Below are 18449 nucleotides of genomic sequence, written 5' to 3' on the forward strand. Positions count from 1 at the left end.
TCGATTACCACCGGCTACCAGCTAGCTGAATTTGTCTATCTCATGAAGGGACTCGACGAGTCATTAGGGACGGGTAACGCGCAGGCGCATGAAACGCTTCGTCACCGACGAGAGAGATTGGGTGTCGTCCACTTTGACGGTGCCGGGGGCCGAACCGCTGTGCGTGTAGAGCGATGTCCAAGTTCCGTTAAGATCGCTGGTCGCTTCGACAACGTAGGTCACATCCGCGGCCGTTCCCGTAAAAGTATAGCTGAGGTAGTTGCTACCTTCGACCGTCTGCACTTGGAGAATCAGCCCGGCGGAGGCCGCAGTGGCGGGGAGGTTGGGATTTAGGCCGAGTGCATACTTCAGGAGATTGGCCATGCCGTCGTTGGCCGCGCTGGCGTTGTCGGCGCGGTTGCCGGTCGCGTCGGTCGTGCCGAAGTGGGTCATCCGCCACGTGTCGATGCCGGAAGCCGCCACGATGGACGCCGTGGTCTGCGCGTAGGTGGTGACGGCGCCGTCGTTGGCCGTGAGCCGCAGCGTGTAGGCGCCGGCCTGGTTAAAATTCGCCGTGGTGGTGGCGGCCGCCGCGTTGCCGAAGGCCGCGTTGCCGAGACCCGCGGACTTGCTCCAGCCGAGGACCAAGGAAGAGCCGGCCGGATTGCCGTCGTCGATCACCGATCCGGAGAGAGGGAGAAGTTCGCCGGTGTTGCCCGCAATCGCGGTGCCGGCGGAGACGACCGGCCCCATGTTGGCGGGCGTGGCAGCGGCAAGGTCCTGGATCTCCGTGAGGTCCAGCGCACGGTTGTAGATGCGGGCCTCGTCGATCGTGCCGAAGAAATTCCAGGCGTCGTTCGAGCCGATCTTGAGTGGCGCGGTGTTGTTTCGCGGGACGCTCGTCGGGGTAATGGTGCTGAATTTATCGGCGCTGCCGTTGACATAGATCCGGAGGTTGTTGGTGGCCTGCGAGCCGTCGAAAACGACGCAGAGGTGATACCATTGGCCCGCGGCCACAGTGGTGGCGGCCACGAGGGTTGTGCCCCCGGAGATGGTGACGGAGATCGTCGCGTTGCCGGTGCCGCCGCGCAGTTCGACGCGATAGGACTCTTTGTTGAAGGGGCCGATACGCTTGGTGATGATGCCTGCGTAGGCGCTGCCGCCGGAGGGGATGCTGTCGGCTTTGAACCAGAGCGAGATCGTCATCTTGCCGAGGCCGTCGAGCGGATTGGGGTTGGTGGACGAATCGGCCACCTCGACGCGCTGAAATCCGCCGCTGAAAGTGAGCCCGCCGCCGATGCGGCCCGCGGCGTTCCATGCGGGCGATTCGAAGAAGGTGCCGTTGGTGGTGGATGCCACGCCCGAGCTGTCCACGGCGGTGGTGCCGCTCGTCTCGTCGAGCGCGAGGCGCAATTTGAGGGCGCCGTCGGCCGGACCGTTGACGGGGATGGAGAGCACGCGCACCGGGATGTCGCGGCTGGACTGGTCCACGCCGTCGTTGGCCGTCAGGCGGAGGACGTAGTCGCCGGGGGAGCCGAACGTGGCGCCGGTCGAGAGGGAGGTTGCGCTCGTGAAGGTGACGGTGCCCTGACCGGAGACCTTGGTCCATTGCAGCGTGAGCGAGCCGGCGCGGGCCGGCAGCGGAGTGACTGTAGTGCTGATAAGGATACCGGAGCCCGTGTAGATGCACGCCGGGCTCGCGGTGGGAGAGATGACCGCGATGTCGGGGGCGTTGGTGGTTTCAAAAACGATATAGGGCCGTGCCGAACCGTAGGCGTTGGCGGAGCCGACGGTGACGGTCTGCTGTGTCGCGGTGAAGAAACGCAGGCTCATTTTTTTCAACGAGTCGTTGGCGAGGGTTTCGCGAACGTAGGAAGTCACGTCGAACTGCAGGAGCGTGCCGGGGGTGTTGACGCCGGAGTCGGTGAGCGTGGGGACGCCGGCGTTGTAGCTCGTGGGACGCGTGTTGTAGGTCATGCTCGTCGTAGAAACGAAGGCCAGGGCGGGATCGTAGGTCCAGGAGCCGAAGGCAACGGTGAGGAGGTCGAAGTTGTCCGCGTCCACGACGGTGAGCGCGTAGGGACCGTTGGAGGGGGCGCCGGTGCCGGTGAGGCCGGCAAGCGAGACTTGGGTGCCGTTGGTGAAGCCGTGGCCGGCACAGGCGACGCGGGTCTTGCCGGAGCCGTTGTTGCTGACGCCGGTGAAGGGTCGCGAGATGCCGCGGTCGATCCAGCCGTCCTGCGCGTCGGCGATGAGGTTGGCCTGGACGTTGGCGATGACGCCGGCGGCCGTGCCGCTGGTGACGTAGAGATGGAGCGTGGCGCGGACGAAGCTGTTGTTGAGCGCGAGGCCGGAAAGGTCATAGCGCTGGAAGGTCTCGTGCTGGTTGGCGGCGATGTTGGAAATATAGCCGACCTCGTCGGTGCCGTAGGAGCTGGTGGACCTGGCCTTGTCGGTGTAGGTGGTGGCCTCGGGATAGAGGACGGTCGCGCTGGAGGAGTTGACCGTCAGTGTGAAAGCTTGGTTGGCCGTCTGATTGAGCTGATCGGTCACTTGGGCGGTGAACGTGAACGTGCCCGTGACGGTGGGCGCGCCGGAGAGGACGCCGGCGCTGGAGAACGTGAGGCCGGCGGGCAGCGCGCCGGAAGCGAGCGACCAGGCGTATTGGGGCACGCCGCCCTGGGCGTCGAGGGAGACGGAACCGGGCGAATTCCAGTTGAAGGCCGGAAGCGTGGTGGTGGAGATCGCGACGGCGGTGGGCGCAGCGTCGAGGTTGACGGACTGGGTGGCGCCGAGGCTGGCGTTGTAGAAGGTGCCGCCGCCGGTGGTTTCGAGGCGAACGGCCCGCACCATGTAAACGTGACTGCCGGTCGTGACGATAGTGTCGGTGTAGGTGGTGCCCGTGATCGGAGTCGCGGTCAGGCGGGTGAACGGAGCGGAGGCGTGGGCGGCGCGATAAACGTGGTAACCGATGACGCCGGAATCGGGCGAGGCAGTCCAAGTGAGGACGGGGTTGCCGGCGGTCTTGACCACGCTCAGGCCCGTGGGCGGCTCGAACATGAAGAGGCGCAGCGCGGGGTCGCCCATATGGTTCATGTAGAGCGAGCCGTGGTAGTCGCCGTTGTTTTGGGCGTTGAACTTGTAGGTGTAGGGGCCGCCGTCGGAGCCGGTGGTCCAGCCGCGGTTGTTGATGCTCTGTTTCATCATGTCGCCCGCTTCGAGGCCCATGCCCATGCGATGGTAGATGTAGCGCAGGCCCCAGATATTCCACGTGTAGCTCAGCGTGAAACTATCCTCGGAAAGCGACTTCAGCATGATGTTCGCGCTGTTGGTTATCCGGGTGGCCTCATACCAGTAGCCCCAGTGGCTCTGCATGCCGGTCCAGAAAACGGCGCGACCACCGACACCGCTCATCGGTCCGCTGTTGCCTTTGAAGTAAAACAGGTAGGGGCCGTTTTGGATGGTGTAGAGCTGGTCGGCGTCCTCTCCGGTCCTCGTGCGCGGAAGTGCGGCGTTGGTGATGAACTCGACATTGTTCATGCCGACGACGCCGGGCATGGATTGAAGCTGGGCGTCGCGCTCGTTGGCATAGAGCAGGCGATCAACAACGCGACGGCCGGGCCGGAAATCGGGGCTGGCCACCTTGTAGCGGTGGAGCTTCCAGAAGTAAGTGCGCAGGGCCTCGGTCTCGGTCTGGATACCGTGGGAGAGGTCAATGCGGCTGAAGCCGAGCTCGACGCGTCCGTTGGGGCCCACCTCGGAGATCTTGCGTTGGTCGAACTGGCCGTCGCCCGGGATGTTGTTGATGGCGCTCGAGCCGTCGTTGGAGCCGGTGTCGGTCCAACCCATTCCAATCGCCCCGTCGGTGTCGGCGTAGAAGGCGTCGGTGCCGTAGGGGGCGACACTGCCGTGGCCGTCGGCGCCTGCTCCATCGCTCAGGCCGCTGCGGGCGACCGGCACTTTGCCGATCAGGGCGAGATTTTTCAGTTCGCCCGGGTAGGCGTTGTTGACCGCCAGGACGGCGTCACGAATGAGCAGGTGGTAATTGTTGAGTGCGGAACCCGCGGTCGCAGTGGCGCCGCTTCCACCGGATGCGGGCGCGAGCGTGAGCGCCTCGTTCGCGCCGAAGGTGGCGGGCAGGACCACCGAGACGCCGGTGACGGATCCGGCGGGCGCGATGAGCGAACCGGTGGCGGTGGCGCCGCTGGTCGCCCCGGTGATGGTCACGCGGTCGTTGTCGCGATAGCCGGAACCGCCGGCGACAACGTTCACATTCCGGCCCACGCCGGAGTTGTCCACGGTGTTGACCGACACGTTCAGGCCGCCCGAGTTGGTCTGGAGACCGGTCAGGTAGAGGTAGCCGCTGTCGGTGTAGCCCGAGCCGCCCGAGGTGATGGTGATCGAGGTGATGACGCCGTTGGTGACGTTCAGCACGCCTTGAGCGGCGGTGGTTCCGTAGTTGAATCCCACTACGTTTCCGTTTACGTAACCCGAGCCACCGCCGAGGACCTGCACGGATTGAAGCGGCCCGCCTACCGTGGCCGTGAAGGGTCCGACGCCCGAGCCGGCGGAGGCGCCCGACACGGCGATGGCCTCGCCCTCGATGAAGCCGACCTCGCTGGAGGTGACCTCCATGGAAAGGATCACACCGTCGGAATTGACGCCCAGGACCGCCTGGGCGGTCTTGCCGCTGGTGCCGCCCGTCAAGGTGACGGTGTCACCTTCGATGTAACCGGAGCCCGTGGTGTAGATGCCGGCCTGGGTCAGCTTGCCCGTTCCATCAAGGTAGTCCGCGATGATCGTGCCGACACCGGAGCCGGTCGTATTGCCCGTCATGATGAGGCGCTCTTTTTCGATGAAGCCGGCATCGCTGGAATTGATGGTGAGCCAATAGACCGCGCCCGCCGGATAGTTGAAGATCGTGACCTGCGCGGTCTTTCCGCTGACGGCGCCGGTGAGCGTCACGTCCTGGCCTTGGGTGTAACCGGAACCGCCGGTGACTGCTTCGGGAGACCGGAGGGTGAATTGGGCGGTATTGACGCGACCGATCAGCGTGGCGCCGGTTCCGGTCGAGGTGCCTCCCGAGACGGTGAGCGCCTCATTGGCGGAGAAGCCCGTGCCGCCGCCGGCATTCGGAATCGAGACGGAGGAGACGACTCCGTTGGTGGCGGTGATCTTGCCGCGCGCGGTTTTCCCGGAGGCGTTGGTGAGCGTGATGTAGTCGCTGTTCACGTATCCGGAGCCGCCGGCGTTGACCTTGGTCGTGAGGATGTTGCCGTTGCCGAGCGCGGAGTAGTTGGGCGCACGCGGCACGAGGATCTCGTGCACGGTCCAGCCGTCAGCGAAGAGGTCGGCTTTGTATTGCGCGAACTCGGCAGGCAGCGTCGTCAGGACGTCGGAGGCCACGACCACGGCCATGCGGCCTTTGGGCTGCGTGCCGTCAACTTGGATACCGCACAGGATGTAGCCCGAGGGATAAATCGAGTTGGTCGTCGTGCCGGCGGTATTGACGAAACGATACTCGTAAAGCGTGCCGACGGAGACGGTGTTGTCCGTCCACGTGCCCTCGCCCGCGAGCGAGACGCCGGTCGCGACCGCGGCGCCCCAGGAGAGCGCGTCGGGCGATTTGCGGTAGATGCTAAAGGTGCCGGGCGCGTAGGTTTTTATCCGTATCTGCGCGGGACTCGCCTGAACGGCGGCCTCAAGGGGGATGGTCTGGACAGTGCCATCCGAGGCGGTCTGCAAGTTGGCCGGCGTGTAGGCGCGAAGCGTCGAGACCAAAATCGAGAGGCAAAGCAAAGCCGCAACGGCGCGCAGGTAGGGGTGTCTGCTCATATTGAGCAGCCACCTTTCCGGTATTCTTTACGAAAACTCAAGCCGTTAATCAAACATGTGATTAACTGGCAAATATCTTTCGTTTTTGGAACTCGCGACAGCCGTGCTGCCCGCGTTTCTACTCCTCATGCCCGTGCTGTCCGATGGCTTTGGTCAGCCTGAATTTAAGGCCGGCTTCCTCTAGGCAGGCGCAACGCAAACGCGACGGCCGACGACACGGTGGCGAGCGCCATCACGCCCTTCCAGCCCGCAGCCTGCAGCAACACCCCGCCAAGCCCGGCCCCGAGCGACATGCCGGCGAACATCGCCGCGATCAGCACCGCGTTGAGCCGGCTGCGCGCCTCCGCATCGAGTCCGTAGATGATCGTCTGGTGGCCGATGAGCGTTGCCTGCACGCCGAGGTCAAATCCCACCACCGCCAGCGCCATCGCAGCCAGTTGAGCGCGCGGCTCCAGCCAGCAGGCGCCCAGCATTCCGGCAAAGGAGGCGACCGCCAATGCCGAGCAAATCCGCGTCACCCAGGCCGGACCGCGTCTGTCCGCCAGCCGGCCGGCCAGCGGCGCGGCCAACGCGCCCACCGCTCCCGCCAGTCCGAAAGCACCCGCCGCCGCGCTGCCCAACCGGAAAGGCTCCGCGCTCAGCATCAGCGCGAGCGAGGACCAGAAGGCGCTGAAGCCCACCGCGAGCAGCCCCTGCGCCCACGCCGCCCGGCGCAGTTCCGGATGACGCCGCCACAGCCCGCCCAGCGAACGCAACAGCTCGCCGTAGGGCAGCCGCGTAGTGACGCGCAGCGAAGGCAGGAGACGCCACACCGGCACCATCGCCGCCACCATGCCGACCGCCGACAGACCGAGCATCGCACGCCAGCCGAAATATTGCGCCACCAGTCCGCTGACCGCGCGCGAGAGCAGGATGCCCAGCAGCAGCCCCGTCATCACCGAACCCACCACGCGGCCGCGACTGCGCTCCGGCGCCAACGTCGCGGCGGAGGAAACCACGTCCTGCGCCAACGTCGCCGCCAGACCCAGGACAAAGCTCGCGGCCAACAACACCGTAATGCCCTGCGCAAACGCCGCCACCGCGAGCGTGCCGGCCAGCGTCGCCGTCTTCGCGAGAATAATGCGCCTCCGATCAAGCCGGTCGCCCAGCGGGGCAAGCAGGAGAATACCGGCCGCATAGCCGAGTTGCGTCAGCATCGGCACCGCCCCCAGCGCCGCCGGCGAAACCCGCAGGTCCGCCGCCATCACCGCGAGCATCGGCTGCGTGTAGTAGAGCGCCGCCACGCCGAGCCCGGCAACCGCCGCCAGCAGGAAAGTCAGCCCGCCCGTCAGTTCCCCGCCTTCACTGCCCGAAGCGGAGGCGGCGAGGGCCGTATTGTCATGCGTTGATCGAATAGCATTCATGTCGCCATCAGCCTACCCGATCTCATTTTCCAAGGGTAGTGGCCGCGCTCAAATAACGGTCATACGCTAAACGCATGGCCAAATCACGCCCCTCTCGTCCCGCGACCTCCCCTGCCCGCTCCGCTTCGCCTGCGGGCGGAGCCGACCGGCTCGACCTGCTGCAAACCTTCGTGCGCATCGTGGAGACGGGCGGGCTCTCCTCCGCGGCGGCCTCGCTCGGCACCACTCAGCCGACCGTCAGTCGGCGGCTTCAGGAATTGGAGCGGCAGCTCGGCTGTCGGCTCGTGCATCGCTCCACCCACGGCATCCGCCTGGGCGACGAAGGGGAACGTTGCTACCGGCGGGCACTCGAGCTGCTGGCCGGCTGGTCCGAATTTGAAGCGGAGCTGCGCGGGGCCGGAGCCGAGCCCGCCGGCCTGCTGCGCGTGGTGGTGCCCCACGCCTTCGGCCAGCGCCTGCTGATCGGCCCGTTGGCGGATTTTCTACGCAGCCACCCGAAGGTCACGGTTGAATGGCTGCTGCGCGACAACGCGCCGGACTTCGTGGCCGAAGGCGTGGATTGCGCGATCCATGTCGGCGAGGTGCACGACGCCGCCGTCGTCGCCGTGCGCCTGGCCGAGGTGCCTCGCATCGTGGTGGCCGCGCCGTCCGTGACGGAGGGCCGCGCCCTTCCGTCCAGGCCGCGCGAACTCGCCGGCCTGCCCTGGCTCGCGATCAAGACCTACTACCACCGCGAGATCACGCTGCGCCGGCGCAGGGGTGACGAAACCTGCCGCGTCGCCCTGCGTCCGCGCCTCGTCACCGACAATCTCTACGCATTGCGCGAGGCAGCCCTCCAAGGCCTCGGCGTTGCCGTGGTCTCGCGCTGGCTGGTGGCCGAGGACCTCGCCTCCGGCGCGCTCCGGCAACTCACGCCCGAATGGGAGGCCGCACCGCTACCGGTGCATATCGCCTACCCCTACGCCAAAATGTATCCGCCCGCACTGCGCGCCTTCGTCGACGCCATGCGCCGCCTCCTGCCCGCCGCACTCGGCGAGACAGTGCTTCCGCCCCGAGCGAGTAAGCAGTCCGGAAACGGCGTGAACCGAGCCTAAAAAGCGGCGGCAAACGAAACCTGACTCGGCTTGCAGGGCACCTTCACATCCGGCGTGGTGCGCTCGCGATCCAGTTGTTCGTGCAACGCGCGGTTGGGCGGGTTCTCCAGAAAACGCCGGCCGACCCATTCGAAGGACCTGGGGTTTGCTCGGATGCCCGGCGCCACCACGAACTTTTCCCGGACATAGTCCTGCGCATCCGCGCCGCCGAGCCAGGAAGACGCAGCGTTCCGCCCGGCCTCCTCCTCGTGCGGGCCGCGAAACGCCAGGCGCGAAAGGGTCTCGTCGTAGTGGGCGAGTTGATACGAAAGAAAACGGCCGACGGTGAACTTGTTGGCCTGCCCGGAAACCGTGCGGTAGGCGGGACGCTCGGTGTCTCCGTTCCAGCACATCTCTTTTTGGGTGCGCAGGAAGCGGCCGATATCCTCGTCGGTGAAGAGCAGGCCATGCCGGTAAAGGCTGGTGGCGATGGAGACACCGGCCGCATACCATTCGCCCCTCGGGTCCGGAGCCATCCAGCCCACTTTCCACGCGTCCGCGCCGCCGGGTGCCACGTCCCATGGCCCCGCCGGACACCACGAGAGCCATTCGTAGTGACCGTCAACGAGGGACAGGCAGTCTTTGAAACGCGCACCGAGTTGCAGCGCGCGCTTCAGGTAAGAGTCGTTGCCCGTCACACGGTGAAGCGCGAGCAAACCATCCACCACCAGCGCAGTTTTTTCATGCGCGAGCGTCAAAAAACCGTCGGATGGAAAATCCAGTCCGCGATAAACCCCTCGCCCCTCGCCCGTCTCCGCAAAATAACCGCGCTTGTCCCACTTAGGGTAAAGCTGCGACTCCATCAGGTCCAGGTAGGCTTTGATCGTCTCCTGGTTTTGGTCGGCGTAGGACGGGCTGACGCGGGCGAGTTCGATCCAGCGCGAAAGGATGGAGATGGCTCGAAAGCTCATCTGCAGCTCGTCGATTTGCAGCGTGGGATTGTCGGCGGACAGGCGCGAAGGAATCGGCGAGCCCATCCACCCGAGAAAGCCGTCCGAAGCCGGCCGGAGGATGTCGAGATAGAGCCGGAACGTATCGCGGAAGAGATCGAGGTATTGGGTGTCGCCTGTCAGCTCGTAGGAGATGTTCAGGCAGTTCAGGTAGCGAAAATCGACCCACGCGAAAGATTCCGGGCTGCGCGCGCAATCCCGCGAAACGCGCTCGGGATTACGCTGCTTGGCGAACTCAACCGCGTGGCGAATGAACGCGGTTACGATCAGTTTATCCCCTGCGGGCAACGCGTCGTCGGAGGCGGCATAAACCACCTTGGCCTCACCGGACTTGGTATCCGTGCCCTTGGCCTGGCCCGGATGAGGCGCGCCCAGAACGAGAAGAAAAGCTGGAATAAAAGCCGCCAGACCGCGCAGGCCGGACGGCTTGCGAAACAGCGGACGGGAAGGAGCCATCGGATTCAGTCTGGTTTATTTGGTCGCGAGTCGGCGTTTCTCGCTGCGTGCCGATTTCGCGCCCGGAGCGGCGACGGAGACCGCCATGATCTTCGACGCCGTCAAATCCGCGACCAGCGGGTCGATGCAGCGCGACAGCAGTCTCTTCGTATCTGGCTTCCGGATACAGCCCGTCGCGAACTTCGCAAGCGAGGCGAGCACCGCCTCAGCCTCCGGCCTTCCGGCGGCGAGCGCCGGAAGAATCTGCAGATGGCAGACCACCAGCGTTCCGCGGCCGACCGGCAGGGAGTAAACCGACGCGCCATGGAAATAAGCGGCCGGCCGTGTCCACATGTTGAAAGAAAGCGCGCCGGCCAGCACGCGCCCGCCCGCTGCATCGACATCGTCCACACGGTCGTATTTTCCCGGAATCAGCTCCGCCCATGAAAAGTCCATGAGCCCGTTGCCCGCGAGGTCACCAAAGACCTCGTTCGAGACATGGCCGACGGCGCGCATGATGGGCTGCATCCGCACCGCCGCCTCCGGGATCACCTCACGCAGGAGCGCCATTTCGGGGTTGAAGAGCACCGCGCAGCCGCCGATTTGGAGCATCTTCCGCAATTGCCCCATCTCCTCGAACCAGAGCTGACGGCTGGGACAGACGCGCGACTGGTCGAGAAAGACCGGCTGATCGGCCTCGCGACAATTATTGCCGAAGGGCGTGAGCGAAAAACCGAGTTTGCCCAGGGCAGCGCCCAGCACCGAGTCAGGGACGCCGACCACCGCCGCCGTGCGCACGCGCGGGGGACGAGCGACCACGCGCATCTCGTGACGTCCGTGCAGCACGAGGTCCCCGGCCTGTCCCTCCGCACGCCACGTCCAGAGTCCGGCCCGTTTCGGAGCACGCAGTTGTTTCTTCAACAGCACCCGGGGCGTTCCCGAAACGGGTTGAAAACGTCCACGCCAACGCTTCTCCACCACGCCGTCGATGGACAGCTCCAGCGACCAATAGGCCTGTTTGGCCGAGACCTGATCGTCGCCTCCGCCCAGCCAGATCAACTCCAATTCCACCGGCGCACCGGGCGCGGCGACACGCGGAGAGGTGACGATCGCGAGCGTGCCGGCAGCAGAGGCCTCGGTGATCGCCTGCAGGGTCGCCTTCGGACGCCGCCAGACATCGACCGCGCCGAACAGCTCGCCACTGGCATCGGCCAGCTGGCAAAAACAGTAGCCCGCCATACGCGGATTGCAGCGCAACGCGGTCGTGATGGCGTAAACCTCGTCGGCGCGAAGACGGTTGCACTGCTCGATAAAACGACGCGGCGTCCCGCAGGCTTGGACCAACGCGGGGTGCCGGAAATGGCGTTGAAGTGAGTCCGCGAAATCGGCGTGCAAACGGTAATCCTCCAAACCGGCCGCGCGATCCTCGGCGGAGTAACCCTTGATGACTTCATCGAACTGAGGCGGCACCGGAGGCGCGCCGTATTCGCTGATGAAAAACAACGGACCCTCGCGTCCCACCTCGCGGAACCGGCGCAGCATCTCCTCCGGCACGGGGAACTCGTGATAGATGTGCGCGTCGAGCACGGGCTGCGTTCCTGGCACGCCGGGCAGCGTCATGAGCGCCGTTCGACCCTGGCTGGCCGTATCCGGCAGCATGTCCGCGGCACCACCGCCCTCGGCGATGCCGTGTCCGCCGGACACATCGATGACCGGACGCGTCGGATCGAGTTTTTGCAACCGCGCGAGCCATCGCGTGGTCATGCCGATCACGACCTGCGGAGAAAACCCGCGCAGATGAAAGACCTCGTTCATCAGACACCACACGACGACCGAAGCATGGTGCGCGTCACGTTCCACCAAGCCCTTGATTTCCCGCCAGGCGCGCTGCTCGGCCTCGGGCGTGCGTTCCATCCAGCCGATCGGGGGCTCGGCCATGACAAGCAGACCGATCTCGTCGCAGAGATCGAGCCACTCGGGCAGAGCCGGCTGCAAGTGGGCGCGGATGAAGTTGAAGCCGTTTTCCTTCACCAACCGCAACTCGCGCTCCGCAAAGGCGCGGTCCTGCGGACGCACCAGCGACCGCGGATAAGAACCCTGGTGGAGGAAACCCTTCAGCATGACGGGGCGTCCGTTGAGTTCGAAACGCCCGCCGCGCGCGGTGAACTCCCGCATCCCGAAACGCACGCTAGAGCTGTCGCACACGCCCCCGTCGCGACTCACCGTCACCCGCACCGTGTGCAGGAAGGGATCCTCGACCGACCAACGCCGCGCACCGGGCAACGGGATGCGCAGGCTCAGCTGATTGACGCCCAGTCCGAGCCGACGACGAATGCGGGCAACAGGCCACGGGCAAAAACCGTCCGCATCCACAATCTCGCAGGCGATCTCGTAGGAACCCGCTTCAGCCACCAGCCCCACGGCCAGCTTCACGACCACTTCGTCGCGCGCCAGTGAGGGCTCGGGCGTGATCCGTGTGATCGCCAGCCCGTCGGTCGCGATGAGGCTCACACTCTGCCAAAGTCCGCCGAAATTGTAATACCAGCCCGCCTTGCCCACCGGAATCGGGCCTTGGTTGAGCGGCGCTCCGCAACGGAATCCATCGATTTCGCGGTCCATCGGCGGATTCACCACACGCACTACCACGGTATTCTCACCGGCACACACCTTGGAGGAGACATCGAACTCAAACGGCAAAAAGCCGCCCTCATGCGCGCCGAGGCGAACGCCGTTCAGCCAGACTTCGGCGTGATACTGCGCCGCGTCAAAACGCAGCCGCAGCGTGCGATCAACCCAGTCTCCGGGCAGCTCAAATCGACGCAAATACCAGACCACGCCATCGTAGCCCGGCCGCACCAATTCCAAAACGGCGGGCACATCCGCCTCGATCGCTTCTTCGGGAAATACGGCCTGCCAGCCTTGGACCGAACCCTGATTCTCCGGATCAAACGCCAGGTGCCAGCACCCGTCGAGCGAGCGCACTTCCCTCGTCGGGGAAGCGGGGGCAAACGACCGGGAGGCGGGAGCCAGGGAGGAGTTCAGATGCTTCATTGGGGAGATAGAAAGGGAGCATTCCATGCGGCCGATCATTGAGGGGCCGAGTTCAGGGAAATTCTCGTGAATCAAACGAGTGATTTTAGGCGTTGACAGCAAGTCTGTAAAATAACTTTTTTGGCGGTCCTCTTCACCCCCTGCCCGCGTGTCCTCCTCGGGCTGCATGCTGGCATAAGCCTCCCCCTTCCGTCCTCACCGATGCCTGTTCGCATCTTCTGCTTTCTCCTCCTTCTCGTCTCCGGGTTCACGAGCTTGCGGGCCGTCACGTCGGTCACGTCCAACGGTGTTACTTGGACTTTGATGGAATCGCGCCAGACCGGTGCCTTCGTGAACGGAGATCCGTGGGTGATCGGGCCGGTGACCGTGACTTCGATCACGAACACGCTCAGCTCCCCCGACTACACGCCACGACCCGGCCAAAGCGGCTCGATGGTCAACCCCGGGACTGACGCCAAGCAGGGCTACGAGAGCAGCCTCAAAAACTACGTCGCCGCCCTAAACGCCGCCCTGCCCAACGGCCGTCCGCTATCGGTCGACAACCCTCTGGCGTTGCCCCCCGGCACCACGCTCGTCTCCACCGTCAGCTGGCTCTACAACTCGTCCACCGACACCGAGCCCGGCACGCCCCGCTTTAATCCCGCCACCAACACACCGCGCCCCACGTTGCGCTCAGCCGCAGTGCTCACCGTGTTGTCTGCCGTGCCGCCCTCCGACGCCTTCCGCCCGCCGTATTCCGGTGCGGACAAATCCATCAAGTTCCGCGCTTCCCAACTCGACTACAAGAAGCTCCCCCGCCTCGCACTCCCCGCCGGTGTCACGCCGCCCGCCTTCGATGTGCTCGCGAACGCCTTTGCCCGGTCCTGGATCGATCACGTCAACGGCTGGCAGGCGGACTGGACGCATCCCTCGCTCAACATGCCCAACTACGGTCGCGACATGGGCCGTCTCGTCGGCGACGCCACCCTGCGCCTCTTTACCGACGACGACGCGCCCAGAGCCAACCCCGACAAGAATCACCTGATCATCGGCCTCGTCCAATACGGCATCGATTCCGCCGGCATAGCCGACAACGGCGGCGGCTGGCCCGCCGACGGCGGCCACGGCCTCGGCCGCAAGTGGCCCATCCTCTTCGCCGGCGCCTTGATCAAAGACGCACACATGCTTGACGCCGGTCGCTGGCCCACCCGCTTTCAGGAAAACGAGCAGCACTTCTATGTCACCCGTGCCGAGGTCAATCTCACCGGCGGCCTCGATTGGAAACCCGACAAACGAGCCACCCTCGTTCCCTACGCCGAGAAAGACATCGGCACGCCCGAGTGGGGCATCCGCCACGGCACCTACCCGCAATCCGACAACGCCCACTTCACCGCCACCTATCGCGACATCAACGGCGCCGTCAACCCCGCCTTCGCCCTCGCGGCACGCGCCATGGGCCTGAAGCAGGCCTGGAATCACGACGCCTTTTTCGACTACGCCGACCGCTTCATGACCTGGCGGCTCGCCGAGCCCGCGCCCGCCAACCAGCCCTCCCCCTTCCTCGTCGCAATGTGGAATGCCCACCGCCCCAATCTTCGCTAACCTCTCTCCGCCCACACGCCCTTCCCCGCCCATGAAACTCCCCGCCCTCTTCTCCCTGCTCCTCGTCGCCCTGCCCCTGCACGCCTTCACCGTCGTCAAAGACGTCAGCCTGCCACCCGTCGAAAAGATGGTTCTCTTCGACAAAAAAACTCCGCCTGCCGAGATCACCTTTTTCAACAAGGGCAAATACCCCTTCGAGCGCGGCCCGGACGGCTCGCTCGTCGTCCGTATCAGCGGAAATGATACGGTGGACACCGGCTTCGGCTGGGCGGCCAATCCCAAGCTCGCCCCGTCCTTCTCCGTCACCGAGCACGCCGCCGTGCTTATCACCTTCCGCCTCGAAGGCGCCAACCGCTCCACCTTCGGCAACGGCCAGGTCAACTCGCGCCGCGCCGACAACCTCTGGAACGCCTTCATCCTCTATGACGAAAACCAGAAGGAGGTCGCCCGCGCCGGCCTCGCCGACGGCGCCCCCGGCGGCAAGACCCCGTCCGAGACCATCTCCCTGCGCATTCCCATGATCGTGTTCACCTACTGGGGCGTAAATCCGCGCCCGCCCATCCACGGCTTCGGCTTCCAATGGAACGGAACCCCCAACGCCACCAACAACACCCGCGACTACACCCTCATCATCGACCGCGTCGTCGTCGTTGACTAACCCCCCGCCCACCCGTTTTCCCATGCGCCTCCTCCTTTCTTCCCTCGCCCTCCTGCTCGCCGTTCCTGCCTTCGCCGCCAAGGTGGATTACGAGAGCAACCTCTCCCAAATCCCCGCGGCCGATCCCGCCACGCCGGACGCGCCGGCGCTCCTGCCCGCGATGAAGGGCATACATCCGCGCCTGCTCTTCACCGCGCAGGATGTCGCCAAGATGAAGGCCAACGTCGCCGCCTCGCCGCTGCTCAAGCAGACCGCCGACAAAATCATCGCCGACTCCAAACGTTACCGCGCGCCGAAGGAGAACCCGCTCCCGATGGTGATGAACGACACGCCCGCCCTCGCCCAGGCCAGCGGACAGTGGCCTTCCCTCGCCTACGCCTACGCGCTCGAACCCAACCCGCAGACGCTCGAGGCGATCTCCAACGTCCTCAGTCGCATGCTCGAGCAGCCCTACTGGGCCGACACCGTCGAGCTCGATGCCAACATGGGCGCCGCCTGCAACATGTTCGCCGTCGCCGTGCTCTTCGACGCCGCCTACGCCGACCTCAATCCGCAATTCCGCCGCCAGGTCGCCGAACGCCTGCTCGTCCAGTCCCGCCGCATGTTCTACCTCGGCCACAAACAACTCGCCAAAGGCGTCGTGAAATACTGGCAGCAGGACCCCGCCCCCAACCACCGCTGGTATCGCCTGCGCGGACTCGCCGCCGCCGTCCTCGCCATCGCCGACGAGCCGGGCCTCGACACCGCCTACCTGCGCAAGGAACTCAAGGCCGAAGCCGAGTTCATCATGAAATGGTATCCCGAGGAGGGCGACTGCCACGAGGGCTCCGGCTACCAGCAGTTCGGCCTCCGCTCCCTCTACGACGCCGCCGTCATCCTCGACAACGGCTTCGGCACCAAAATGGCCCGCCACCCCGGCTTCGCCGCCACGTGGAAACAACAACTCTATTACTGGGTCCCCGCCGACAACAGCCTCGTGAGTTTCGGCGACGCCCAAAACGCCACGCTCCGCTTCCACTACGATGACGCGCCCTTTTTCGCCGGCCCCCGCCTCTCGCGCGACGCCAACGCCCAGGCCGCCCTGCAACGCCGCATGGAGCTGATGATGGTTCCCGGCGCCGACGGTCGCCCCGTCCTGCCGCCGTGGACGCTTCTCGCCTACTACGATCCCACCCTCACCGGCGGCGATTACCGCGCCATTCCCACCACCCACCTTTTCCCCGACCTCGGCGCCGCCTCCTTCCGCGACTCGTGGGAAAAAGACGCCGTCATCTTCACCTTCAAATGCGGCCCCTACGGCGGCCAGGCGCTCAACGCCTACCGTCACGCCTACGCCGACGACAAGGGCAAGCCCCACTACGTCAATGTCGCCCACGACGATCCCGATGCCAACGCCTTCTCCCTCACCGTCGGCGCGGATAAAATTTTCCACCCCGGCGTTTACTCCACCCACAAACTCACCCGCGACAACAACACGCTCACCATCGGCACCGAAGGCCAGATCATGGACGACGACGAATGGACCCAGCCCGTCGCCGACGGCGACATGCGCGAGCTCTCCTACCTCACCGGCTGGAAACAAGACGCCCAAGGCCGCGCCATCATCGAAGGCGAAACCGGCCCCGCCTATCGCGGCAAGCTCGACCGTTTCCGCCGCACCGCCGTCTGGCTCCCCGGCGACTACATCCTGCTCCTGGATGACGTGCGCCCCACCGCCGCGGCCAAGGAACCTCTCACCTGGCGCGGACTCATCCCCGACGGCCGTTTCGTGAAAGCCGAGGAAGGCCGCGCCAAAGTCGTCGCCGCCTCGGGCCGCGAAGTGCCGCTCCAGTTCCTCGCCGATCGGCCGGTCAACGCCGCGCTCGACGACTGGTTCGTCGGCGGACGCTGGGGTCACCTGCTCGCCCGCCAGTTCCAGTTTTCCCTCGCGCCCGAGCCCGTCCGCTTCGCCGTCCTCATCGACCCGTGGAAACGCGGCGTCAGCCTCGCCACCAAACCCGACGGCGACGCCCTGCTCCTCGCCGTCACCGGCCCCGCCGGCACCGACCTCTGGAAATGGTCGCCCGCGACCGACGCAAAGACGCCTTCCGCCCTGGCCGGCGTTCGCAACGGCCGCCCGTTGATCGCGCTGACCTCCGCCGACAAAGCCCCCGCCGCCCACGTCGCCGACCATCGCTGAGTTAGCGTAGTTTTAAAACGAATACGACGCATCGCCCATGAGTTCCCCGCAAACCCGCATCGAATCTCTCCTCCGCGAACTCGTGGCCGATGGCTCCGAGCGAGGCCTGCAGGTCGCCGTCTATCACCGCGGCCGCCTCGTGGTGGACGCCGTCGCCGGAGTGATGTCGCGCGCGCCCGACGCGCCGTCCGTCACCGCCGACACGCTCTTCCCCGTCTTCTCGACCGGCAAGGGCGTCACCGCCACCGCCGCCCACCTCCTCGTTGAACGCGGGCTCACGACCTACGAGACTCCCGTCGCCGCGGTCTGGCCGGAATTCGCCGCCCACGGCAAAGGCGGCATCACGCTGCGCCACCTGCTCGACCACACCGCCGGCCTCTCCGCCGTGCCGGCGGAAATCGATCACGAGCAATCCCTCGACTGGGACCAAGTCTGCGCCGCTCTCGCCGCCGCCCGGCCCGCCACCGCGCCCGGCACCCACCTAGCCTACCACGCCATGACCTACGGCTGGCTCGTCGGTGAATTCATCCGCCGCGTGGACGGCCGCTCCTTCCCGCGCTTTGTTCGGGAGGAAATCTCCGGCCCGCTCGGCATCGACGACGGGATGTATTTCGGACTGCCCGATTCCGAATCCCCGCACGTCGCCACGCTCGAACAACAGCCCCCGGCCTCGGCCGAGCCGCCGCCCCCGCCCAGTCCCACGGTTCCGCAGTGGCGCGGACTGCTTCACAACTGGATGAACCAACCCGATGTCCGCCGCGCCTGCATGCCCGCCAGCAACGGCATCATGAACGCCCGCGCCATCGCCCGCCACTACGCCGCGCTTCTCCCCGGCGGCGTGGACGGCGTCGAGTTGCTCCCGCCGGCCCGCATTCGCGAGGCGACGACCCTGCAACTGCCCCGCCCCGAGATTCCTCCGGGCAACGTCTTCCTCTTCACCCTCGGCTACATGCAAGGCGGCCCGGCCATCGACATCGGCCCGGAGGAAAGCGCCTTCGGCCACGGCGGCTACGGCGGCTCGCAAGGCTACGCCAACCCCGCTCGAGGCTTCGCCGTCGGCATCACCAAAAACCGTTTCCGCGACGGCGACACCACCCCGGCCCGCATCCTTTCCACCCTCATCGACTGCATCGCCTTGTGAGTTTCACTAAAGCCATTCTTGACAATCCGCCCTTTAATCAAAGGTTGGATACGAATTAAAGCAGCCCCCTTTGCGTGCCGATACTAGTTAGTTTCGCTCACCCC

Annotated in this window: 9 protein-coding genes; 5 read left to right on the forward strand and 4 right to left on the reverse strand. The window is 65.6% G+C overall.

The genetic code is table 11. The features are described from left to right. Positions 1–63 precede the first annotated feature (63 nt). Positions 64–5814, reverse strand: a complete 5751-nt coding sequence (locus FPL22_RS03675; RefSeq protein ID WP_144228749.1) for a LamG-like jellyroll fold domain-containing protein — start codon at positions 5812–5814, stop codon at positions 64–66. A 164-nt stretch (positions 5815–5978) separates the two neighbouring features. Beyond that, the gene (locus FPL22_RS03680) at positions 5979–7217 is read right to left on the reverse strand and encodes an MFS transporter (RefSeq protein ID WP_144228750.1); all 1239 of its coding nucleotides are present in this window, start codon (positions 7215–7217) and stop codon (positions 5979–5981) included. A 74-nt stretch (positions 7218–7291) separates the two neighbouring features. Between FPL22_RS03680 and FPL22_RS03685 the strand changes: the two genes are divergently transcribed. Beyond that, positions 7292–8311, forward strand: a complete 1020-nt coding sequence (locus FPL22_RS03685; protein WP_144228751.1) for a LysR family transcriptional regulator — start codon at positions 7292–7294, stop codon at positions 8309–8311. Here FPL22_RS03685 and FPL22_RS03690 read toward each other — a convergent pair. Then, a complete protein-coding gene (locus FPL22_RS03690) occupies positions 8308–9756 on the reverse strand; it encodes a hypothetical protein (RefSeq protein ID WP_144228752.1) in 1449 nt (482 codons plus the stop codon). The genes FPL22_RS03685 and FPL22_RS03690 overlap by 4 nt on opposite strands. A gap of 15 nt (positions 9757–9771) precedes the next feature. Then, a complete protein-coding gene (locus FPL22_RS03695) occupies positions 9772–12786 on the reverse strand; it encodes a glycoside hydrolase family 2 protein (protein ID WP_162525175.1) in 3015 nt (1004 codons plus the stop codon). Positions 12787–12987: 201 nt separating this feature from the next. Between FPL22_RS03695 and FPL22_RS03700 the strand changes: the two genes are divergently transcribed. Genes FPL22_RS03700 through FPL22_RS03715 form a run of 4 tightly spaced genes read left to right on the forward strand, consistent with a single transcriptional unit; the run spans position 12988 to position 18345 of the window. Continuing rightward, complete coding sequence (locus tag FPL22_RS03700; RefSeq protein ID WP_144228754.1) at positions 12988–14367, forward strand: hypothetical protein; 1380 nt, start codon at positions 12988–12990, stop codon at positions 14365–14367. 31 nt (positions 14368–14398) lie between these two features. Continuing rightward, positions 14399–15025: a hypothetical protein gene (locus tag FPL22_RS03705; protein WP_144228755.1), complete on the forward strand. Its 627-nt coding sequence runs from the start codon at positions 14399–14401 to the stop codon at positions 15023–15025. Between the two features lie 22 nt (positions 15026–15047). Continuing rightward, entirely contained in the window at positions 15048–17204 is a 2157-nt protein-coding gene (locus FPL22_RS03710) for a hypothetical protein (protein WP_144228756.1), read from the forward strand. Between the two features lie 37 nt (positions 17205–17241). Continuing rightward, the gene (locus tag FPL22_RS03715) at positions 17242–18345 is read left to right on the forward strand and encodes a serine hydrolase domain-containing protein (RefSeq protein WP_144228757.1); all 1104 of its coding nucleotides are present in this window, start codon (positions 17242–17244) and stop codon (positions 18343–18345) included. Positions 18346–18449 lie beyond the last annotated feature (104 nt).

The organism is Rariglobus hedericola, from assembly GCF_007559335.1.
GTDB classification, from domain to species: domain Bacteria; phylum Verrucomicrobiota; class Verrucomicrobiia; order Opitutales; family Opitutaceae; genus Rariglobus; species Rariglobus hedericola.